Origin of the sequence: Streptomyces sp. NBC_01635 (assembly GCF_045209715.1) — a bacterium.
Lineage (GTDB): Bacteria > Actinomycetota > Actinomycetes > Streptomycetales > Streptomycetaceae > Streptomyces > Streptomyces hirsutus.
In genome coordinates, this window is record NZ_CP109277.1 from 2,883,965 (window position 1) to 2,902,112 (window position 18,148).

Below are 18,148 nucleotides of genomic sequence, written 5' to 3' on the forward strand. Positions count from 1 at the left end.
CCCGCATGACCAAGGTGCTGGGCTGGGCTCCGCGGGGAACATCGAGGACGGGGTGCGCCGCTACCTGCAGTGGCTGGAGCAGACCCCGGAAGCGATTCCGGCGTGGCTGCACACCGAGGCCCAGGCTGCTTCGTGAGTCGCTCAGATCACCGGGGGGCGGCCGAGGCGGGCCAGTCGGAGCACGGTGCGCCAGCGCATCGGTTGGCGGCGCCCGCACTCGGTGCGCCAGCCCTCGGCGAAGCCGCCGAACCAGGCCCGCAGCCCGGTGAGGCTGCGGGTGCGGGCCAGCGTCAAGGCCACCCACACCCCCAGGTAGACGGGGACGAGCACCGCGGGCAGGTGGCGGCGGGCGAGGTAGACCCGGTTGCGGGCGTTGACCTGATAGAAGAACGCGTGCCGCGCCGGGGAGGTCCGCGGGTGCTGGAGAAGCAGTTGGGGTGCGTAGCGGACCTTCCAGCCGGCGTCGATCGCCCGCCAGGCCATGTCGGTCTCCTCGTGCGCGAAGAAGAACGCGACGGGCCATGGGCCGACCTGCTGCAGCATTTTCACGGACAGGACGTGGGCGCCGCCGAGGAAGCCGGTCACCTCACCACCGCGCATCGGATCACCTGCCCGCAGCCGGGGTACGTGGCGGCGCTGGGTCACTCCAGTCTCGTCCGCGATACGGAAGCCGATGATCCCCAGCCGCGGGTCCGCCGCGTACAGCGCGTGGATCGTGGCAAAGACGTCGTCGGCGACCAGCAGGCCGTCGTCATCCAGGTCCAGCACCAGGTCCATGTCCGAGAGGTGTTCCAGGGCGGCGTTGCGGCCGCCGGTCACTCCCAGGTTCTCTGCCAGCTGCACCGTCTCGACCCACGGCGGCAGATCGGGCATCGCGCATCCGTTGGCCACCACCACCGTCCGCGCCGCCGGGGCCGTCTGCGCATGGACCGAGGCCAGCAGCTCGGCCAGTTCCTTGGGCCGGGTGCCCATCGTCAGGATCGCCACGCCCAGCTTCACGCCTGCCCTGTTCCCATCTGTGTGAAGGACGCCATGACCGATCTAAATCCGCCCGGCCGCGCCTGCCTGCATGAACTCGCCGCCCAGCGCCGACTGCCCGCCCACCAGCCGATGGACCAGATGACGCTCGGGTGGATTTCGGGCCACCGTCCGGCGAACTTCGACGCCGCGCCCAGCTTCCCACGCCCCGGACTCATGCTCGTACCGGCCCGCTCGTGGTTCCTCTCCGAGCGCCAGTCCGACGCCAACCACGGGGTGCGCCACAACGCCCGCGTCAGCCTGTACGCCGCCCTCCTCGCCCAGGAGCACGAGCTCGGCGCCGACGACATCGCGGCCCTCTGCGCCGCCGGAGCCGTCCACGACTGCCGACGGCGCGACGACCGGACCGACCCCGGTCACGGACAACGAGCGGCAACGTGGTTCCGCCGCCGCACCGCCACGGTCACCCGCGCGCTGGGCCGCGAAGTTCCGGCCGCCACGCTGCACCGGGCGGCGCAGGCGATCGCCGTGCACGACGTGCCCTACGACCACTTCACCACTCGCCAGAAGCGCGCCTACCGACAAGCTCCGCATCTCGTCGACGTCCTCAAGGCGGCCGACTGCCTGGACCGCTACCGCCTGCCGCTTACGCGGTGGTGGCCGGACTTGACCCGGCTGCGTATCGCCGTGCCCGACTGGCTGCCCCCGGCCGCCTTCGCCCTGGTCGTACGCAGTGAACAGGCCGTCCTTGACGGAGCCACCACCCCCTGCGCCCTCGCCACCGCCCGACGCTCCCTTACCCCCGGCCAGTAGGAGCCCCGCGTGGACATTGACCTCGACGACACCCACACCGACTACACCCACCCCCGCACCCGCCCCGTCCCGGCCGGGTGCACCGAGAGCGAGGGCGACTGGCGCCGCCGACTGCAGCACGACACCCCCGGCGGCCATCTGCTCGCCCACAACACCATGACCCAGACGCTCGCCAGCGGCCGCCCGATCCATCTGATGCACACCACGAGCGCCCTGGACGCCATCCGCGCCAGCGGCCAGCTCTATGCCTCCTCCGGATGCCTGCTCGCCGCCCTGTACTGCGCGCCCCTGGCCGAGACCCCCGTCGGCCTGCGCCCGCACAACCTCGGCGCCTACCTGCTGCAGACCAAGCCACACACCCAAACCCTGGTGATCGAGATCACGCCCACCGCACCGGCACCGGCCAAGGGCATCGACTACCTGCGGCTCGGCCCCCTCCACCTGCACACCTACCTCGACCACCGCAGCTTCCTCACCCAGGCCGAGGACCTCCAACTACGCAACAGAGCACTGCACCAGATCCGTCACGCCGCCCCTTTCCTCGACACGGTCCTGGCCAACGCCACCGGACGCCGGACAACGCCGGGCACGTTCGTGGACCAGCTCGCCGCTGCCGTCCCAGGCCTTCCGTTCCTGGGCTACGTGTACTTCGAGGTGCTCTCCGAGTACCTGATGCTCCACTCCACCAGTGCCGAGACGAAGGCGTTCGCGGAGGCCGGCGAGATGAACAACCGCCTCTACAAGCGCCTGGCGTTCTCCGCGGTCAACGGCATGGACAAACTGTTCGACCTGTCCCGCTTCCACCCCGACCACCAGCGCCTGCACGACCTGATCGCCGACATCGAGCCCCCTCTCGCCCCTGGAGCGGCGCAGTACACCCGAGACCGGCTCTCCCACCTGCTCACCGCTCTGGCCCTCCACCCCAACCAGGACGCGAGCGCCTTCACCTTCCGCGGCCAGGACTTCGACAGCCTTGCCCAGGCCGCGCCGTCCCTGCTGGGCCAGACGCTCTTCCGCGAGATGCGCATTCTTCAGCGCTATCCGCAGCTCTACCTCGCTTTCGAGCAAGCCAAGGCCCTTCGGGCCTGGAACTACTGGAACCACCACCAGATCCGGGCGCCGTTCAACGGGTTCCTCCCCAAGGGCGAGATCGGCGTCAACCCCGCCTACCCCGACCGCTGCGCGGTGTGGCTGGTGGAGACCTGCGAGCGGGGTCTACTCCACCCGGTCGACGAACTCGACGTCGCCTTCGTGCCCCGCCTGGCCGATCTGGGCATGACCGCCATGCGCCGGGACGCCACCGGCAAGGCGGCCGGGCATCCGGCCGCCGCCTGAACTGATCGGCTGCCGCTGTTACCAGGCCCTCCCACCCTGCCGGACTGCTTCGCCGAAGTTCGTCCGCCGTGTACAGCGGCGCCTCTACCGTCCAGCCCGAATGCTGATCACGGGGGCGTGCGGAAGGGGCTGTCGAGTGGGGCGGGATCTGGGTCTGGACGGGGTGGTGGACCATTTCGCCCTGTCCGGCGACGAGGTGGGCTGGTTACGGAACAAGTCCGGGGCCACGAGGCTGGGCTTCGCCGTCCAGCTCAAGTTTTTGACCTGGCGCGGACGGTTCCCCAAGATGCGTCTGGAGCTTCCGCCCGACGCGGTCGAGCACGTCGCCAAGCAGGTCGGCGTCACCGCGTCCGAGCTGGGGTTCTACGACTTCACCTCCCGTGCCGCGAAACGGCACCGCAGCGAACTGCGGAATCTGACCGGATGGCACGAGTGCAGCGTGACCGACCAGGTCAAGCTCGTCTCGCACCTGGTGGATGTGATCTGGCACGACGAGCGCCGCGAGGAACAGGTACGGGCCGAGCTGCTGCGGCAGATGCGCGTGGACTTGATCGAGCCGCCGACAGCGGCCCAGATCGACTCGGTCATCCGGTCCGCGCTGCACCAGGCCGATGAGCGGGCCGTCGCCGAGGTCGCCGCCGCCATCGAGGGTATGATGCGGCACGCCACCACCATGCAGGCCGAGGGCAACTACGTCGATTCACATGGCCAGTCGGAAATCGGGTTCGGACTCACGAGGCTCCTGGGCTACGACCTGCTGCCGCGCATCAAGCAGATCAACAAGGTCAAGCTGTACCGGCCCGGCCGCGAGGACGAAGACACCTACGAGCGCCTGGCCGACGCGATGACCCGCCCCATCCGCTGGGACGTCATCGAGAACAACTACGACCAGCTCATCAAGTACGCCACCGCGATCCGGGTCGGCACCGCCTCCACCGAAGCGATCTTGCGGCGCTTCATCCGCACCGCCTCCCACCCCGTCTACCAGGCCATGCTCGAAGTCGGCCGAGCACAGAAGACCATCTTCGTCGCCCGCTACCTGCGCGACCGCGACCTCCAACGCGAGATCCAGGAGGGCCTCAACGTCGTCGAGGGCTGGAACGGCGCCAACGACATCATCTTCTTCGGCAAGAGCGGTGAACTCAGCAGCAACCGCCGCGACCAGCAAGAACTCTCCGTCCTCGCGCTCCATCTCCTCCAGACAGCCCTCGTCTTCGTCAACACGCTGATGATCCAGGAGATGCTCGCCGACCCGGAGTGGGCCAACCTCCTGACCGAGGAGGACAAACGGGCCCTGACCCCGCTGTTCTGGATGCACATCCAGCCCTACGGCGAGGTACGGCTCAACATGGGCCGACGCCTCCAGCTCGCCCAGCCCGTGCATCAGGAACCGGACCCCGAGCCGGAGCCGGCGGCCGCGTAGTCCGACGCCCCGGAACAAGCAGAGGACCCCGGCCACGGCCGGAGTCCTCTGCTGCGCGGTGCGCCTTCGATCCGAAAGCTACTGGCGGGTTACTTGTCACCTGGTTCGCCACTCGTTAACGGCACCCCTCGAGTCCCGTAAGTTCACGCAATCTGAAGGGTTCTCGGTGGGAACTCAAGGGTCCGTCGTCGTGCTCTGCGGAGTTGCTTCCGTGGGTTCGGGGCCAACTCGCGACCTTGCCGTTCCTGGTCCCCTGGACCGGCAAGACGCCGAGCGGCCCCCCTGCTCGAACGCAGCGAAGCGGAGTTGAGAGCTTGGGGGCGGGGCAGCCTCGGGTCGCTGCTGTACCGGCGGGCGCTGGGCGAGGCCGTCGCCACGGCGCTGGCGGTACGCGACGGCGCGCCGTCGACCGGCCCCGCACCCACGTACGCGCAGATGCAGGCCCTCGTCGACGGGCCCGGCGTCACGTGCCGGTGAGCTTGTCGAGGTCGGGGGCGTAGACGGTCATCCAGTGCGGGTTCAGCCGGTAGTAGACGACCTCGTGGTTCCAGTCGAAGGCGTCGTCGTCGTAGAAGTCCTTCAAGTAGGCGAGGAGTTCCTGCCAGTCGGACGTGGTCTCGGCGTCCTCGGGGTTCAGCTCCTCTACCGTGCCGTGGGTGAACACGCCGAGGTCCTCGCCGCGCATGTGCGCGACGCTGGCGGCCGGACGGGCCGCGAGATGACGGGCCTTGGCGGCGTTGCGCGCCGTGCCGAAGTGCCACCGGCCGTGCAGGAAGTGCCCGTCGGCGCCGCTGATCCGCGGTTCGCCCTTTGCGGTCACCGTGGAGAGGGCGAGTGTGCACATGCCGGTGAGGACCCCGGTGAGCTGCGCCGCCGTGATGGTGCGGCCCTCGACGATCGAGCGGAGGTGTGCAGTCGAGCCGGAGAGGGAGGAGTCGAGGAGGGACTGGAGCTTGTCGAGTTCCTCTGGGGTTTCGCGCATACGTCCATCGTCGGCCGTAAACCCGACACCCTCTGTCGTCATTGATGAAGCAGCGGTGAGGTTACTCCGCACGGGTTGCGCTCGGTGCTGCGTGGATAAGGCCGCGCTGTCGGTGCGGCCCCCTACAGTTCCGCCATGTCCAACTACCGACGGCCGCGGCCGAATCGCAAGCTGATGTGGGTCGAGCACCCCGCCGGCACCCACCTCGACCGTTCCCGTGCCTCCTCCCGCGGGATGCGCGGCACCGCCCGCAGTGACTGGGACAACTCGCTCGTGGCCCAGGCCGAACTCTTCGACGCCTACGACCGGTACGACGACGGCTACAAAGACGGCCTGAAGAACCTCTTCGCCAACTGCGTCACCGACATTGCGGTGGAGGTCACTCATATCGTGACGGTTGCCGCCTTGGAGGCCGCCACCCCGTGCCTCAAGGACGGGGTGCGCCGTTTCAAGGAGAAGCTGCGACGCACGCCCAAGAACACTCCGGCCGCCGAGGCGGCGCAGGAGGCCGCCCCCGAGCGGCCCACTGCATCTGGTCCCCGGCCGGTGACCACGGCCGCCGACGGCCGCGACCAGGTGGACCTCGTCCTGCGTGCCGACCAGGGTGACGCCAGCGCGCAGGCCGCCTTGGGACGGATCAACATGCGAGCGGTCGAGACATACGGCATCGCCGCGCACTACGCCGCCGGCCTGCCCGCGGCAGACGTTGCCGGCGAGGCCATGCGCCAGGCCCTGGCCGCAGCCGCGCCCGGCTACGTCGCCGCCGCCCTCGAGCGCCTCGCCTTCGACGAGACGCTCGGCCTGACCCCGGCGCAGCAGATGCGCCTGCGGGATCGTGCCGCGGAGCTCAACCCCGGTGTGGTCGCAGACCTCACCGGCGTCAATGCCCCGTTCGCGTAGGCCGGACGCTCCGGGAGCGATCGTGGCCGCAGTGCATGCGGTCTGAGAGCTACCTGTCACTTCACGGCAGCTTCGGGAGGACAGGGCCGAGACTCCCGCGAGTTCGCGAAAACTGAAGGCGCTTCAGCGGGAACCCGAGGGTCCGATGCCCGGATTTTAGGGGGTGGCCCCGTGGGTTCGTGGTGAAGTCGCGGGGTCGGTTTCCAGCGGCCGTTCCAGGAGAGCGCGGGCGGAGTTCGCGTAGCGGATCGCGGTCTTCTCGTCCAGGCCGAAGACCTCGGCGAGGTGGAGGGCGTCGGGGCCGTGGGTGAGGGCTTCTTCGAGCTGCCGGTCGACGCGGAGCTGTTCCAAGGTGGCGGCTTGGCCGCGAAGTGGTGCGGTGAGGGAGACCTGGCTGACCGGAGCAGCTCCCAGGGCGGTGATCTTGTTGATCAGCAGGTGGGGATTGGCAGTGTCGGGCCAGCGGTGGCGCCGGAACTCCAGCCACTCGCGGGCGACATGCAGTGTGAGATCGTCCAGCCGTCGGGCACGGCCGTCGACGGTGAGTTTCCGGTTGCCGATGTCGAGGTCGTCGAGCTGGAGGCGGCGGATGGCCCCAGAACGTGCGGCGTGCACGGCGGCGAGGGCGAGGACCAGACGGTCCGCCGGCTTGGTGACCGCGGCGACGGAGTTGTCGATGTGCTCGGGTTCCAGGGGCTGGATGATGCCGTGCTCGCGTTGGCCGACGCGGATGCGGCTGGTCGGGTTCTTGAAGATGGTGCCGTTCTTCTTGGCCCGGCCGAACAGAGACCGCAGCACGATGAGGGTGTGCTGACGCTGGCTGCCGTTCAGGGCGTCGAGCTGGGCGAGGACGTCGTCGCGGGTCACCTCACGCAGGTGGTCGTAGCGGCTGGACCAGTCGATCAACACAGGCCGGATGCGGTTGAGGTAGTTCCAGACCGTGGCCTCGTCCCGGGGCTTCGACCGGGGGCCGCCGTCATGCAGGAGCCGGATCCAGTGTTCGACGTCGCGGCGGATGCCGGGGGTGAGACCGTCGAGCTTGCACTCCAGCCACGTCTCGAAGGACGGCGTCCGGTCGTCGACGAAGGCGCCGATGTGGCCGAGGACCTCGATGGTCAGTTCCATGTTCAGCCGACGCGGTTGAAGGGCCGGATAGAGCTCGGAATGGCGCACGACATCGCCACCGACGTGCCGGGACATCAGGATGATCAGAGCCCGGTCGACGCTGAATCGGACCTTGCGGGGCCAGCCGCGGGCCTCGCCCAGGCCGTGGGCGGTGTGCCGGGCCCAGGCGAGCCAAGGGTTGTCCGGGTCTGTGTGCTGGTCGGGGTCGATGCTGGTGAAGTCGCGGCAGACCGCGAACAGAGCGGGCTGGAGCCAGCCGCCAGGCGGTGACGCCGGAGCGGGGTCGGGCCTGCGGGGGCGTCCCCGCCGCTCGTACTTCGGCTGCCGCGGTCGCGGGACTCGCTCCCACAGCGGGGCCATGTGCGCGAAGAACAACTGGTGATACCGCAGTGCTGGCAGCAACGACTCCGCCCTGGCCCCGGTGGCCGCAGCATCCGTACGCGCTTGGCACCAGCACAGCCGGCAGTACCCCTTCCGCAGCGGGCCGTATCCGGTGCAGCCGGTGCACCGGCCGTCCGAACCGGGGCGGGCGAAGGAGGAGCATCCTCCGCAGCGCCGCATGAACAGCAGTCCCCAGCCCAGGCAGTGCGGGCAACTCTTCGGCTCCAGCATGGAGTTACCGTCCTCGCGTCAGCTGGCTCGTCACTGCGGCGGCAAGGACCGGCCGTCCCGCCTCCGTGGGACCACCGCCGGTGCGGGGGCGCCGACGGCGGCGGCCTGCTGGCCGGCCTCCTCGCCAGGACGGCGGACCTTGTCCGGTTCGGGGATCAGCAGGTCGCCGATCTCGCAGCCGAGGACGACGCAGATGACGTCCAGGTCCTCCAGCTTGAGGGAGATGGGCTGGCCGGACCACAGCCCGGACATCTTCCCTGCCGAGATCACCAGCCCGTGCTCGGCCAGGCTCCGCTGGAGCTCGGACGCTTTCCAGATGCCCTCGTTCGCGGCGGTCAGCCGCAGGTTCCACCTCATCGGATCAGCCCTTCCAGCCGCTTCGCGGCCCGTTCGGTCCCGGCGGCCCAGGCGTCCTCGACCCGGGTCTGCTGGACGTGGACGTATCGCATCGTGGTAGCGATCCAGGAATGTCCCAAAACCTCCTGGATTGCAAGCAAGTCCAGCCCATTTCCATAGAGCTGGGACGCGCAGAAATGCCGCAGGACATGCGCATCCCGGCAGATGCGCTGCGGCCGCGTCCTTGAGCCCTTTCCGCAAGGCGTCGTCGCCGACCCGGCGGGCGGTGCCGTCGGTGTTCTTGCGCTCGGAGGGGAACAGCGGGGCGCCGGGCCGGGTGTGGTCGTCGTCGAACTGGCCCCACACGTCCTCGATGAACCACCGCAGCGTGCGGTCGGCGCCGTTGATCAGAGGCACCATCCGCTCGCGGGGCCCGGAGCCGCGGGCGCCCTTGCCGTGGCGGACGTGGAGCTTGCCGAAGCGGCCCAGGTTCCACTTGATGTCGTCCAGGTCGAGCTTGCATGCCTCGCTCACCCGCAGGCCGACCTGGGACATCAGCTTCGCCGCGGTGTAGTTCCTCGCGGTCGGAGTGAACTTGCGGCAGGTGGCCAGCTCGTCGCCCCAGGCGGTGAACAGGGTGGCGACCTCCGGCTCGCTCGGCGGGATCCGCAGCTGAGCGTCCTTGGCCCCGCGCGGCCGGTTCATCTCGTCGATCGGGCACTCGACCGCGCGGCCGGTCATCCGGTGGAGCTCGCCCTTGTGCCGCAGCTCCAGGAACATGAAGTACGTGGTCAACGCCTGGGACCGGGCCAGTCGGGTGCCGCTGGGTGAGTTCCGCAGCACCTTCCCGAAGTACGCGTCCGCGTCGGCGGGCTCCATGTCCCACAGCGGCCGGCCGAACCAGGTCCTGATCTGGTCCAGGTGCCCGACGTCCCCGCGGATGGTGCCGTCCGCCAGGCCCGCCGAGGCCCGCGCGAGGACGAATCCGGACAGCGCGTCGGTCTCGAACCGCTCCAGCTCCTCCGCCGAGGCGGGCGCCCAGTGCTCACGCAGGTCCCGTACGACTGCCAGCGCCGCCAACCCGAGCCTCCTCGCCTTCGGCCCGACTATGGATCGGTCGGACGAGATGAGAACGCTTCAAGAATCCCGAAGTTACGTCACAAGGCAGCAGAACACTCGAAGGAGGAAGAACCCCCTGGCCACAGGAACAGAGACTCAGCGGGGCTCAGGGGAACTCGCGGGATGTCGCACATACGGCTGCTCGGCGGACTGCTGGGCGACCTCGTGTGCGCCGGCGCTGACCAGCCCTGTCTCGTAGGCGACGATGACGGCCTGGACACGGTCACGGAGTCCGAGCTTGGCGAGGATGCGGGCGACGTGCGTCTTGACGGTGGTCTCGGCCAGGTGGAGGCGGGTGGCGAGTTCGGCGTTGCTCAGTCCTCGGGCCAGCAGGCCGAGGACCTCCAGTTCGCGCGGGGTGAGCGAGGCGAGGTCGCGGTGGAGGGCGGCGGTGTCGCCGCCGCGCCGCGTGAACCGCTGCACGAGGCGGCGGGTGATGGCGGGCGCGAGGAGAGCGTCGCCGGTACGGACCGTGCGGACGGCCGCGGTCAGATGCTCGGGGGTGACGTCCTTGAGGAGGAAGCCGCTGGCCCCGGCGGACAGCGCCGCGTAGACGTACCGGTCGAGGTCGAAGGTGGTCAGGATGATGACGCGGGGTGCGTCGGGGGTGCCGGTGAGGATGCGGCGGGTGGCCTCCAGGCCGTCCATCTCGGGCATCCGGACATCCATCAGGACCACGTCGGGACGTGTGCGGCGGACCGCCTCGACCGCTTCGGTCCCGTTGGTCGCCTCGGCGACGACGTCGATGCCGTCGGCGCCGAGGATCAACCGGAATCCGGTGCGGACCAGGGTCTGGTCGTCGGCGAGGAGCACACGCAGCGGCTCGGTCACGGTGTCTCCAAGGGGATCAGGGCCTCCACACGGTAGCCGCCGGTCAGGCGTCGGCCGGTGGTCAGGGTTCCGTCGTAGACGGCGAGGCGCTCGCGCAGGCCGATCAGGCCCCGGCCGTTTCCGGCGGCCGCGCCCGCACCCGGATGCCCGCCGGTGTCGGTGACTTCCACCCGGAGCCGGTCCGGGCCGTATGCGACGGTCACGGCGGCGGTGGCGCCGGACGCGTGCTTCACCGTGTTGGTCAGGGCTTCCTGGACCACGCGGTAGGCGGCGAGTTCGACGCCGGGCGGCAGGGGACACGGCGGGCCGGTCACGGTCAGGTCGACCGGCAGTCCGGTGTCCCGGACCCGTCCGACCAGTGTTTCCAGCTGGTCCAGGCCGGGTTGCGGGGCCAGCTCCGCCGCCGTACCGGCCGGGTCCGCCTCTTTGTCCGTTCCCTCGTCCCCGTCGGCCATGGTGAGCAGTCCCATGACGTGGCGCAGCTCGGTCATGGCCGCCCGCCCGCCCGCCTCGACGGCGAGCAGCGCCTCGCCGGCCTGCTCGGGGGAGGTCTTCATGATCTTGCGGGCGGCGCCCGCCTGGATGACCATCACGCTGACGTTGTGCGTGACGACGTCGTGCAGTTCGCGAGCGATCCTCGCGCGCTCGTGCTCGACCGCCCGGCGCAGTGCCTCGGCCTGTTCGCGTTCCAGATCGGAGAGCCGGGTGCGGCCTTCGTCGGTCCGGAGTTTCCAGGTGCGCAGTCCGAGGGCGGCTCCCGCCATCGGGACCAGGATCAGCAGGACGACGTACTCGTTGGGGATGATCGGTGTCACCGAGTTCCCCGAGGTGCCGACCAGGAGGACCGACACCGGCAGGGCCGCCAGGGTCGCCACCCGGTAGGGGCTGTGGACGGCGGCGCTGTAGACGGCGATCACGAACGCGTAGAACGTCAGCCGCATCACGCTCTGCGGTGTCGCCAGTACCGCGGCCGTCACGACGCACAGCACGGCGAGCGGGTAGCGGCGGCGCAGTGCCAGGGCACCCGAGGCGACGACCGCGAGGGTCACCATGAGGGCCAGGCCGCCGGGGCCGGACGGGCGCGGCACGACGTGCTCCACACCGGGTGCGATCTCCCGCACCACGACGTTGTTCACGTTGTCGATGCCGTAATAGACGGTGGCGGCACCGAGCGCCAGCGCCACCAGCACGTCGAACCGCCGGGCGCGACGGCTGAGCCGCAGCGGCGGGCCGGTCGGGAGCCTGGCGTCGCGGACCGCCTCGCGGGCCGTGGCCCTCAGCCGCTCCAGCGTCGCGCGTACGTCCGTCACCGGTTCATTGTCGCCGCCGCCCGAACCGTCGGCGTCCGCCTCCGTGGTCGTTCCCGGCGCCTCGCGTACATCAGGCGTCTACATCGCAGGGATGACGTTCCGGCAGATCGTCCCGATGCGGTACGGCAAAGGGTCCGGGCGGGCGACGCACCGCGGCCGGGCGCGCTCCTAGCGTCCGAGGAATCTGATACCCGCGCCGAAGGAGCCCTTTCATGACCACGCCGGTGATCGAACTGCGCGGGGTGAGCCGCCGATACGACGACGGCCCGCCCGCCCTGCACGACGCGTCGCTGACCGTGCGGCCCGGCGAGGCCGTCGCGATCCTCGGCCCTTCCGGCAGCGGCAAGTCCACGCTGCTCAACCTGATCGCGGGGCTCGACCGGCCCGATACGGGGACCGTCACCGTGGACGGGGTGCGGGTGGACCGCCTGGGCGAAACCGGATCGGCGCTCTACCGGCGGTCGAAGATCGGCATGGTCTTCCAGTTCTTCAACCTGCTCGACGATCTGACCGTCACCGACAATGTCGCCCTGCCCGCACGGCTCGCGGGCATGGCACGCCGTGAGGCGGACCGCCGGACGGCGGAACTCCTGGAACTGCTCGGCATCGACCGGCACGCCCACGCCTACCCGGGGCGGCTGTCCGGCGGCGAGCGGCAGCGCGTCGCGGTGGCCCGGGCGTTGATGAACCGGCCGGCGTTGCTCCTGGCCGACGAGCCGACCGGGGCCCTGGACACGGCCGCCGGACAGGACGTCAGCAGGCTGCTCACCGACCTCCACGGCGAGGGCCAGACCATCCTCGTGGTCACCCACGACCTGGCTCTGGCCCGGTCCTGCACGAACCGTACGGTCCGGATCGCCGACGGCCGGATCACCGAGGACGTCCGGTCACGGGCCGTCGCCCCGGAGACCGTCGCCCCGGAGACCGTCCGATGAGCGCGCTCGGCAAGGTGGTCCGCTCGGGGGTGGGACGGCGCCGGGTGCAGACGCTGGTGATCGGGCTCGCCACGATGATGGCGGTGGCCGCCTCCGTCCTCGGCGGATCGCTGCTCGTGGTGTCCGGCGCGCCCTTCGACGACGCCTTCGCCAGGCAGCACGGCGCGCATCTGTCCGTGCAGTTCGACGCGGGCAAGGTGAGCGCCAGGCAGCTGTCGAAGTCCATGAACGCCGAGGAGGTGCACAGTGCGGCCGGGCCGTTCCGTACGGCGACGGTCACCCCCCGGGCGGACGAGGCGGGCCCCGGGTGGCCGATGACCGTGGTGGGCCGCCCCGATCCCGGCCGGGGTGTGGACGAGGTGACGCTGCTCGACGGGCGGTGGCCCACCCGTTCCGGCGAGATCGTGCTGTCCGCCGGCTCCTCGATCCCTCCGACCATGGGCATGGAGATCACCTTCCCCGACCTGCCCGGCGGTCCGACGCTGGCGGTGGTGGGTGTGGCCCGCTCGGTCACGCAGACCGCCGACGCCTGGGTGGTTCCGTCCCAGCTGCCGGCGCTCACCGCGCCCGGCAGCGGCGGCTACCAGATGCTCTACCGCTTCACCGACGCGGGCACCACCGCGCAGATCGCCGCGGGCGGCAAGGCCGTGACCAAATCCCTGCCGCCGGGATCGGCCGTCGGCGAACAGTCATGGCTCACCGTCAAGAAGAACGCCGAGCGCGACACCGCCCTCTACGTCCCGTTCCTCATCGCGTTCGGCGCCCTGGGCCTGGTCATGTCGGTGCTCATCGTCGGCAACGTCGTCGCGTCGGCCGTCGGCACGGGAACACGCCGCATCGGCGTCCTCAAGGCCGTCGGTTTCACCCCGGCCCAGGTCGTACGGGCCTACGTGGGCCAGGCGCTGATCCCGGCCGCCGCCGGCACGGCCCTCGGTGTCCTCGCCGGCCACCTGCTCGCCGTTCCCGTACTGGCCGAGACCGAGGAGGTCTACGGCGCCTCGTCCCTGGCCATCGCCCCCTGGGTCGACCTGGCAGTGATCGCCGGGGTGCTCTGCCTGGTGGCGGCGACCGCGTGGGCGAGTGCTTGGCGGGCCGGGCGGCTGCGTACGGTCGACGCGCTCGCCGTCGGGCGTACCGCTTCGGCGGGGCGCGGCCGGTGGGCGGCCCGCCTGGCCGGACGGCTGCCCTTGCCGCAGCCGGTCGCCCTGGGCCTGTCCCGGCCCTTCGCGCGGCCCGCCCGCGCGCTGGCCATGGGCGCGGCGATCCTGTTCGGCGCCGTCGCCGTCACGTTCACCGTGGGGATGGGCGCCTCGCTCGGCCAGGTGATGAAAGCCAGGGCCCACGACGCCGCCGACGTCGTCGTGCCCGCGCCCCCGCCGGACTTCGGCCCCCGAGGCCCCGGCCCCGAGAAGCAGCCCCGGGCCGATCCCGTCGCAGTCACCGCGGCCGTCGAGGCCGCCGCCGGAACCGGGAAGCACTACAGCGCCGCGAAGGTGCGGGCGACCGTGTCCGGCCTGACCGGCACCGTCAACGTGATCGCCTTCACCGGCGACGCTTCCTGGGGCGGTTACACGATGGTCTCGGGCCGCTGGATCGACAGGCCCGGAGAGGGGGTGGCCCCGACCCCCTTCCTCGCCGCCACCGGCACCCGCATCGGCGACACCGTCACCCTGAACGGCCTGGCCGAGCCGGTCACGGTCCGGATCGTCGGTGAGGTCCTCGACCCCCGCCACGACGGCATGCAGGTCTTCACCGACGCCTCGACCCTCACGGCCGCCCGTCCCGACCTGACGGAAGCGAGCCATCACATCGCGGTCACGTCGGGCGCCGGCGTGACCGACTACGCCGACGCGCTGAACAAGGACCTGGCACCGCTGGGGGTCACCGCCCGAGCCGGCGGGCTCGACGCCGGCAGCGACATGGTCGTCACGCTCAACGCGCTGTCCACGATCCTCACGTTGATGCTCGTCGCCGTCGCCGCGCTCGGCGTGCTCAACGGCGTGCTGCTCGACACCCGCGAGCGCGTTCGGGAGATCGGTGTCCACAAGGCGCTCGGCATGACGCCCCGGCAGACCGTCGCGATGGTCCTCACCTCGGTCGTCGTGACCGGACTGGTCGCGGGCGCTCTGGGCGTGCCGCTCGGCGTGGCCCTGCACGGCCGGGTCCTCCCCGCGATGGGCGAGAGTGTGGGGCTCCGCCTCCCCGATTCCGTCATCGCCGTCTACCACGGGGCCGAACTGCTCCCGCTCGCGCTCGGCGGCCTGCTCATCGCCACCCTGGGTGCGCTCCTGCCCGCCGGCTGGGCCGCCAGGGCCCGGACCGCCACGGCCCTGCGCACCGAATAGGAGGCACGGGCAGGGCGGTATGGCGCGGGCCGCGCGGATGCGGCCCTCATCGGCGATGGTGGGGCGTTCGGGCATGAATGCGGGGCGGCACCGGAAAATGGTCCGGTGCCGCCCCGAGCATTCAGGTAAGGCGTGTTCCTCGGTTTACCAGCGATACCACCGGCCCCGGCTTCCGCCCGTATGGGTGGAGCGCATGACGAAACCGAGCAGCCACACGGCCAGCACGATCACGGCAACGATCCACAGCGCCTTCATGGCGAATCCGGCACCGAAAAGAACGAGGGCCAGCAGAAGTACAAGAAGCAGGGGAACCATGATTATCAACCTCCGAGGGAGCAGATGCCCCGGAATTCTCGTCACACGCGCGACGCCTTCATGTTTCTTTTACACCGCAGCGGGAAAACGCGCACGCCGCACCACTGCGGCACACACCCCGCGCCTCCCACGGATGGCTCCGCTCGAGATGCGCGGCCGCCAGGAGTACCAAAACTGACCGTATGGCAGAACCACGTCGCTCCGGCACCGGGAGCTCCAAGACGGCCCCCGCGCGGCGAGCGGGGGCCGCGCGGGGGCCCGAGCACGCGGCCCGTACCGCCCTCCAGAGCCTGGAGGGGCTGATCGACCACCCGGCGGAGGGCGTGTCCGCCGTCCGGCGTTCCGACGACGGCTGGTGCGTGGTGGTGGATGTTCTGGAGGTTCCGCGGATTCCCGACACCACGAGCCTCCTGGCCTCGTACGAGTTGCAACTCGACCGGGACGGCGAACTCCTGGAATACCGCAGGGTCCGTCGCTACCGGCGGGGTGCGGCCGACGAGTGATCCGTGTTCGCTCCCTCTGCTGGAAGGAACTTCCATGACCGCCACCACTTACTACTCCGACGAAGTCGTGGCCTGCCCTCCCCGCTCCGGCACGCTGTACGACGTACTGGAACTGATTCTCGACCGCGGCATGGTCATCGACGTGTTCATACGGGTCTCGCTGGTCGGGATCGAGATCCTCAAGGTGGACGCGCGCATCGTCGTCGCGAGTGTGGACACCTACCTGCGGTTCGCGGAGGCGTGCAACCGGCTGGACCTCGAGCGCGATTCCGGCAGCACCACGGTTCCCGAACTGTTCGGCGGCGGTGCGGCCAAGGCCGTCGGCAAGCGCAAGGTGCGCAGGGCCGCCGACACCGTGGGCGAGACCGTACGCAAAGTGGTGGGCGGCGGCGACGAGGAGCCCGACGACGAGGGCGAGGACGAGCAGCAGGAACGCCCGAGGAAGCGGCGCGCTCCCGCGCGCAAGAGCAGCCGACGCCGCGTGGAGGCATGACCGTGGTAGCCGACGGTGTGTACGTCTACGCGATTCTGCGGGCGGGAACGACGCTTCCGAAAGGGCTCGGCGGAGTGGGGTCCCCTCCCGCCCCGGTGCGGACGATCGGACAGGGCCCGCTCGGCGCGGTCGTCAGCGACGCACCGCCCGAGCTGCGCGCGCGACGTCGCGACCTGCTGGCGCACCAGGAACTCCTGATGCGCCTGGCGGACGAAGGGCCGGTGCTGCCCATGCGGTTCGGCATGGTCGCGCCGGACGAGAAGACGGTCCTCGAGCAGCTGGCCGCCGCCGAGTCCCGCCATGCCGCCGCTCTGGAACAGCTGGCCGGCCGCTTCGAGATCAACGTCAAGGCACTTCCGGCACAGAACGCGCTGGCGGCCCTCGTCGCCGAGGAGAAGGACGTACGGCGGCTTCGCGACGCCGCGCGCCGGCGTCCCGGCTACGAGGCCAGCATCAGGCTGGGCGAAGCCGTCACCACCGCGCTCACCCGCAGAGCGGCGGCGGCGGGACGGCGCATGGTGCGTGAACTCACGCCCGGGGCCCGCGCCGTGGCAGCGGGTCCCACCGTCCCGGGCTGTGCGCTCAACATGTCCTTCCTCGTCGACCGCGGCGACACCGACACCTTCCTCACCCGGGCCCGGGGCTTCGCCGACGCGCATCGGGAGCATGTGGAACTCCGGCTCGCCGGCCCGCTCCCCTGCTACAGCTTCGTCACGTCCGAGGCCCTCCCCGTACCCGTGGGCGGGGCCTGACATGGGACTGATCACCGGCCTGCTCACGCTGCCCATCGCGCCGGTCCGGGGCGTGGTCTGGGTGGCCGAGAAACTCCACGACGCCGCCGAGCGCGAGTTGCACGACCCCGCCGTTCTGCGTGCGCAGCTGGCGGTGCTCAACCAGGAACTCGAGGCGGGCGACATCACTCCGGACGAGTTCGAACGAGAAGAAGAACGGTTGCTCGACCGACTGCACGCCGTGCGGGTCGGTCCGACACACCACGATCGCGAGCGAAGGTGACGTGCTGATGGAAGACCAGTCCAAGGCTGCCCTCGGGGCTGCGGTGATCGGCGGCTATCTCCTGGGCCGGACCGGGAAAGGGCGGCTGGCCATCACCGTCGCGACGTACCTGGCCGGCCGGCGGTTCGGGCTGGAGCCCCGCCAGCTCGCCGCGGAGGGGATGCGCCGGCTCGGAGAGGTTCCCCAGTTCGCCCAGCTCCAGGACCAGATCCGGGGCGAGGTCCTCGAGGCGGGGCGCAAGGCCATGACCGCCACCGCCAACCGCAGTCTGGGCTCACTGGCCGACACGCTCAGCGACCGCACGGCCCGTCTCACCAAACCTCCGCGGGACGAGGACGAAGACGTCGAGGACGAGTACGAGGGCGAGGAAGAAGAGACGCCGGACGACGAAGGCGCGGAGTACGGGGACGACGAGTACGAGTACGAGGACGAAGAGGAGCCGGGTCCGGAGGAAGAGGAAGAGGAAGAGGAGGAGCCCGGCCCGGAGGACGAGGAGGAAGAGGAGGTCGAGGAAGAGGAGGTCCCCGAGCGGAAGCCGAAGAAGCGGCCGTCGGGCAGGAAGACCCCGGCGAAGAAGTCCGCCCCGGCCAAGAAGAAAGCGGCCGAGAAGAAAGCTCCGGGCAAGAAGGCGACCGCCAAGAAGTCCGCTCCGGCCAAGAAGACGGTGTCCAAGAAGACCGCGGCCAAGAAGACATCTCCCGCGAAGAAGACGGCGGCAAGCACCTCGTCGTCGGCGAAGGGGACCGCATCCAAGCGCACGAAGCGTCGGAGGTAGCCAG

The 18,148-nt window shown here is 70.5% G+C and carries 20 protein-coding genes and 1 pseudogene; 12 read left to right on the top strand and 9 right to left on the bottom strand.

All coding sequences use genetic code 11. The features are described 5' to 3' along the window. Positions 1-141: 141 nt before the first annotated feature. Positions 142-972, bottom strand: coding sequence for a glycosyltransferase family 2 protein (locus OHB56_RS13630; protein ID WP_406359045.1), 831 nt, complete (start codon positions 970-972; stop codon positions 142-144). A gap of 60 nt (positions 973-1,032) precedes the next feature. Here OHB56_RS13630 and OHB56_RS13635 point away from each other — a divergent pair, with 60 nt between their 5' ends. From OHB56_RS13635 to OHB56_RS13650, 4 genes are all read left to right on the top strand, one after another. Continuing rightward, positions 1,033-1,791: a hypothetical protein gene (locus OHB56_RS13635; RefSeq protein ID WP_406353485.1), complete on the top strand. Its 759-nt coding sequence runs from the start codon at positions 1,033-1,035 to the stop codon at positions 1,789-1,791. A 9-nt stretch (positions 1,792-1,800) separates the two neighbouring features. After that, positions 1,801-3,126 (top strand): hypothetical protein, encoded by a 1,326-nt coding sequence (locus tag OHB56_RS13640; protein ID WP_406353487.1) that lies wholly within the window; start codon positions 1,801-1,803, stop codon positions 3,124-3,126. Between the two features lie 136 nt (positions 3,127-3,262). Next, complete coding sequence (locus OHB56_RS13645; RefSeq protein ID WP_406353489.1) at positions 3,263-4,549, top strand: Tn3 family transposase; 1,287 nt, start codon at positions 3,263-3,265, stop codon at positions 4,547-4,549. 306 nt (positions 4,550-4,855) lie between these two features. After that, a complete protein-coding gene (locus OHB56_RS13650; protein ID WP_406353491.1) occupies positions 4,856-5,026 on the top strand; it encodes a hypothetical protein in 171 nt (56 codons plus the stop codon). Here the strand turns inward: OHB56_RS13650 and OHB56_RS13655 are convergent. Further along, positions 5,013-5,531, bottom strand: coding sequence for a pyridoxamine 5'-phosphate oxidase family protein (locus tag OHB56_RS13655; RefSeq protein WP_406353493.1), 519 nt, complete (start codon positions 5,529-5,531; stop codon positions 5,013-5,015). The two genes, OHB56_RS13650 and OHB56_RS13655, sit on opposite strands and share 14 nt — an antisense overlap. A gap of 135 nt (positions 5,532-5,666) precedes the next feature. Between OHB56_RS13655 and OHB56_RS13660 the strand changes: the two genes are divergently transcribed. Next, positions 5,667-6,431 carry a hypothetical protein gene (locus tag OHB56_RS13660; protein ID WP_406353495.1) on the top strand — a complete coding sequence of 255 codons (765 nt, stop codon included), beginning with the start codon at positions 5,667-5,669 and terminating at the stop codon, positions 6,429-6,431. Positions 6,432-6,587: 156 nt separating this feature from the next. On the opposite strand, the gene OHB56_RS13665 is transcribed toward OHB56_RS13660, so the two are convergent. The 6 genes and pseudogenes from OHB56_RS13665 to OHB56_RS13690 all read right to left on the bottom strand — a co-directional run bounded on the left by OHB56_RS13665 (position 6,588) and on the right by OHB56_RS13690 (position 11,764). Continuing rightward, positions 6,588-8,168, bottom strand: a complete 1,581-nt coding sequence (locus tag OHB56_RS13665) for a hypothetical protein (RefSeq protein WP_406353497.1) — start codon at positions 8,166-8,168, stop codon at positions 6,588-6,590. Positions 8,169-8,198: 30 nt separating this feature from the next. After that, positions 8,199-8,525, bottom strand: a complete 327-nt coding sequence (locus tag OHB56_RS13670; RefSeq protein WP_328778930.1) for a helix-turn-helix transcriptional regulator — start codon at positions 8,523-8,525, stop codon at positions 8,199-8,201. Continuing rightward, on the bottom strand, positions 8,522-8,665 hold the full coding sequence (locus OHB56_RS13675; RefSeq protein WP_406359047.1) for a hypothetical protein: 144 nt from the start codon (positions 8,663-8,665) through the stop codon (positions 8,522-8,524). The genes OHB56_RS13670 and OHB56_RS13675 overlap by 4 nt, the downstream gene beginning before the upstream one ends. Before the next feature lie 205 nt (positions 8,666-8,870). Next, positions 8,871-9,383: pseudogene (locus OHB56_RS13680) on the bottom strand (tyrosine-type recombinase/integrase); the annotation flags it as partial. Positions 9,384-9,719: 336 nt separating this feature from the next. Then, positions 9,720-10,454 carry a response regulator gene (locus OHB56_RS13685; protein WP_406353499.1) on the bottom strand — a complete coding sequence of 245 codons (735 nt, stop codon included), beginning with the start codon at positions 10,452-10,454 and terminating at the stop codon, positions 9,720-9,722. Beyond that, positions 10,451-11,764 carry a sensor histidine kinase gene (locus OHB56_RS13690; RefSeq protein ID WP_406353500.1) on the bottom strand — a complete coding sequence of 438 codons (1,314 nt, stop codon included), beginning with the start codon at positions 11,762-11,764 and terminating at the stop codon, positions 10,451-10,453. Before OHB56_RS13690 ends, OHB56_RS13685 begins: the two co-directional genes overlap by 4 nt. A 212-nt stretch (positions 11,765-11,976) precedes the next feature. Here OHB56_RS13690 and OHB56_RS13695 point away from each other — a divergent pair, with 212 nt between their 5' ends. Further along, positions 11,977-12,699, top strand: a complete 723-nt coding sequence (locus OHB56_RS13695) for an ABC transporter ATP-binding protein (RefSeq protein ID WP_406353502.1) — start codon at positions 11,977-11,979, stop codon at positions 12,697-12,699. Then, complete coding sequence (locus OHB56_RS13700; RefSeq protein ID WP_406353504.1) at positions 12,696-15,044, top strand: FtsX-like permease family protein; 2,349 nt, start codon at positions 12,696-12,698, stop codon at positions 15,042-15,044. The genes OHB56_RS13695 and OHB56_RS13700 overlap by 4 nt, the downstream gene beginning before the upstream one ends. Before the next feature lie 144 nt (positions 15,045-15,188). Here the strand turns inward: OHB56_RS13700 and OHB56_RS13705 are convergent, their stop codons facing one another. Next, positions 15,189-15,359: a hydrophobic protein gene (locus tag OHB56_RS13705; RefSeq protein WP_406353505.1), complete on the bottom strand. Its 171-nt coding sequence runs from the start codon at positions 15,357-15,359 to the stop codon at positions 15,189-15,191. A gap of 182 nt (positions 15,360-15,541) precedes the next feature. On the opposite strand from OHB56_RS13705, the gene OHB56_RS13710 reads away from it, so the two are divergent. The 5 genes from OHB56_RS13710 to OHB56_RS13730 are packed head-to-tail and all read left to right on the top strand — an operon-like array spanning position 15,542 to position 18,144. Beyond that, entirely contained in the window at positions 15,542-15,862 is a 321-nt protein-coding gene (locus tag OHB56_RS13710; RefSeq protein WP_406353507.1) for a gas vesicle protein, read from the top strand. A 34-nt stretch (positions 15,863-15,896) separates the two neighbouring features. Then, positions 15,897-16,355, top strand: a complete 459-nt coding sequence (gene gvpJ / locus OHB56_RS13715; RefSeq protein WP_406353509.1) for a gas vesicle protein GvpJ — start codon at positions 15,897-15,899, stop codon at positions 16,353-16,355. Between the two features lie 2 nt (positions 16,356-16,357). Beyond that, a complete protein-coding gene (locus OHB56_RS13720; protein WP_326756984.1) occupies positions 16,358-17,107 on the top strand; it encodes a GvpL/GvpF family gas vesicle protein in 750 nt (249 codons plus the stop codon). 1 nt (position 17,108) lies between these two features. Further along, positions 17,109-17,369 carry a gas vesicle protein GvpG gene (locus OHB56_RS13725; protein WP_406353511.1) on the top strand — a complete coding sequence of 87 codons (261 nt, stop codon included), beginning with the start codon at positions 17,109-17,111 and terminating at the stop codon, positions 17,367-17,369. Positions 17,370-17,376: 7 nt separating this feature from the next. Further along, complete coding sequence (locus tag OHB56_RS13730) at positions 17,377-18,144, top strand: histone protein (RefSeq protein WP_406353513.1); 768 nt, start codon at positions 17,377-17,379, stop codon at positions 18,142-18,144. Positions 18,145-18,148: the final 4 nt, after the last annotated feature.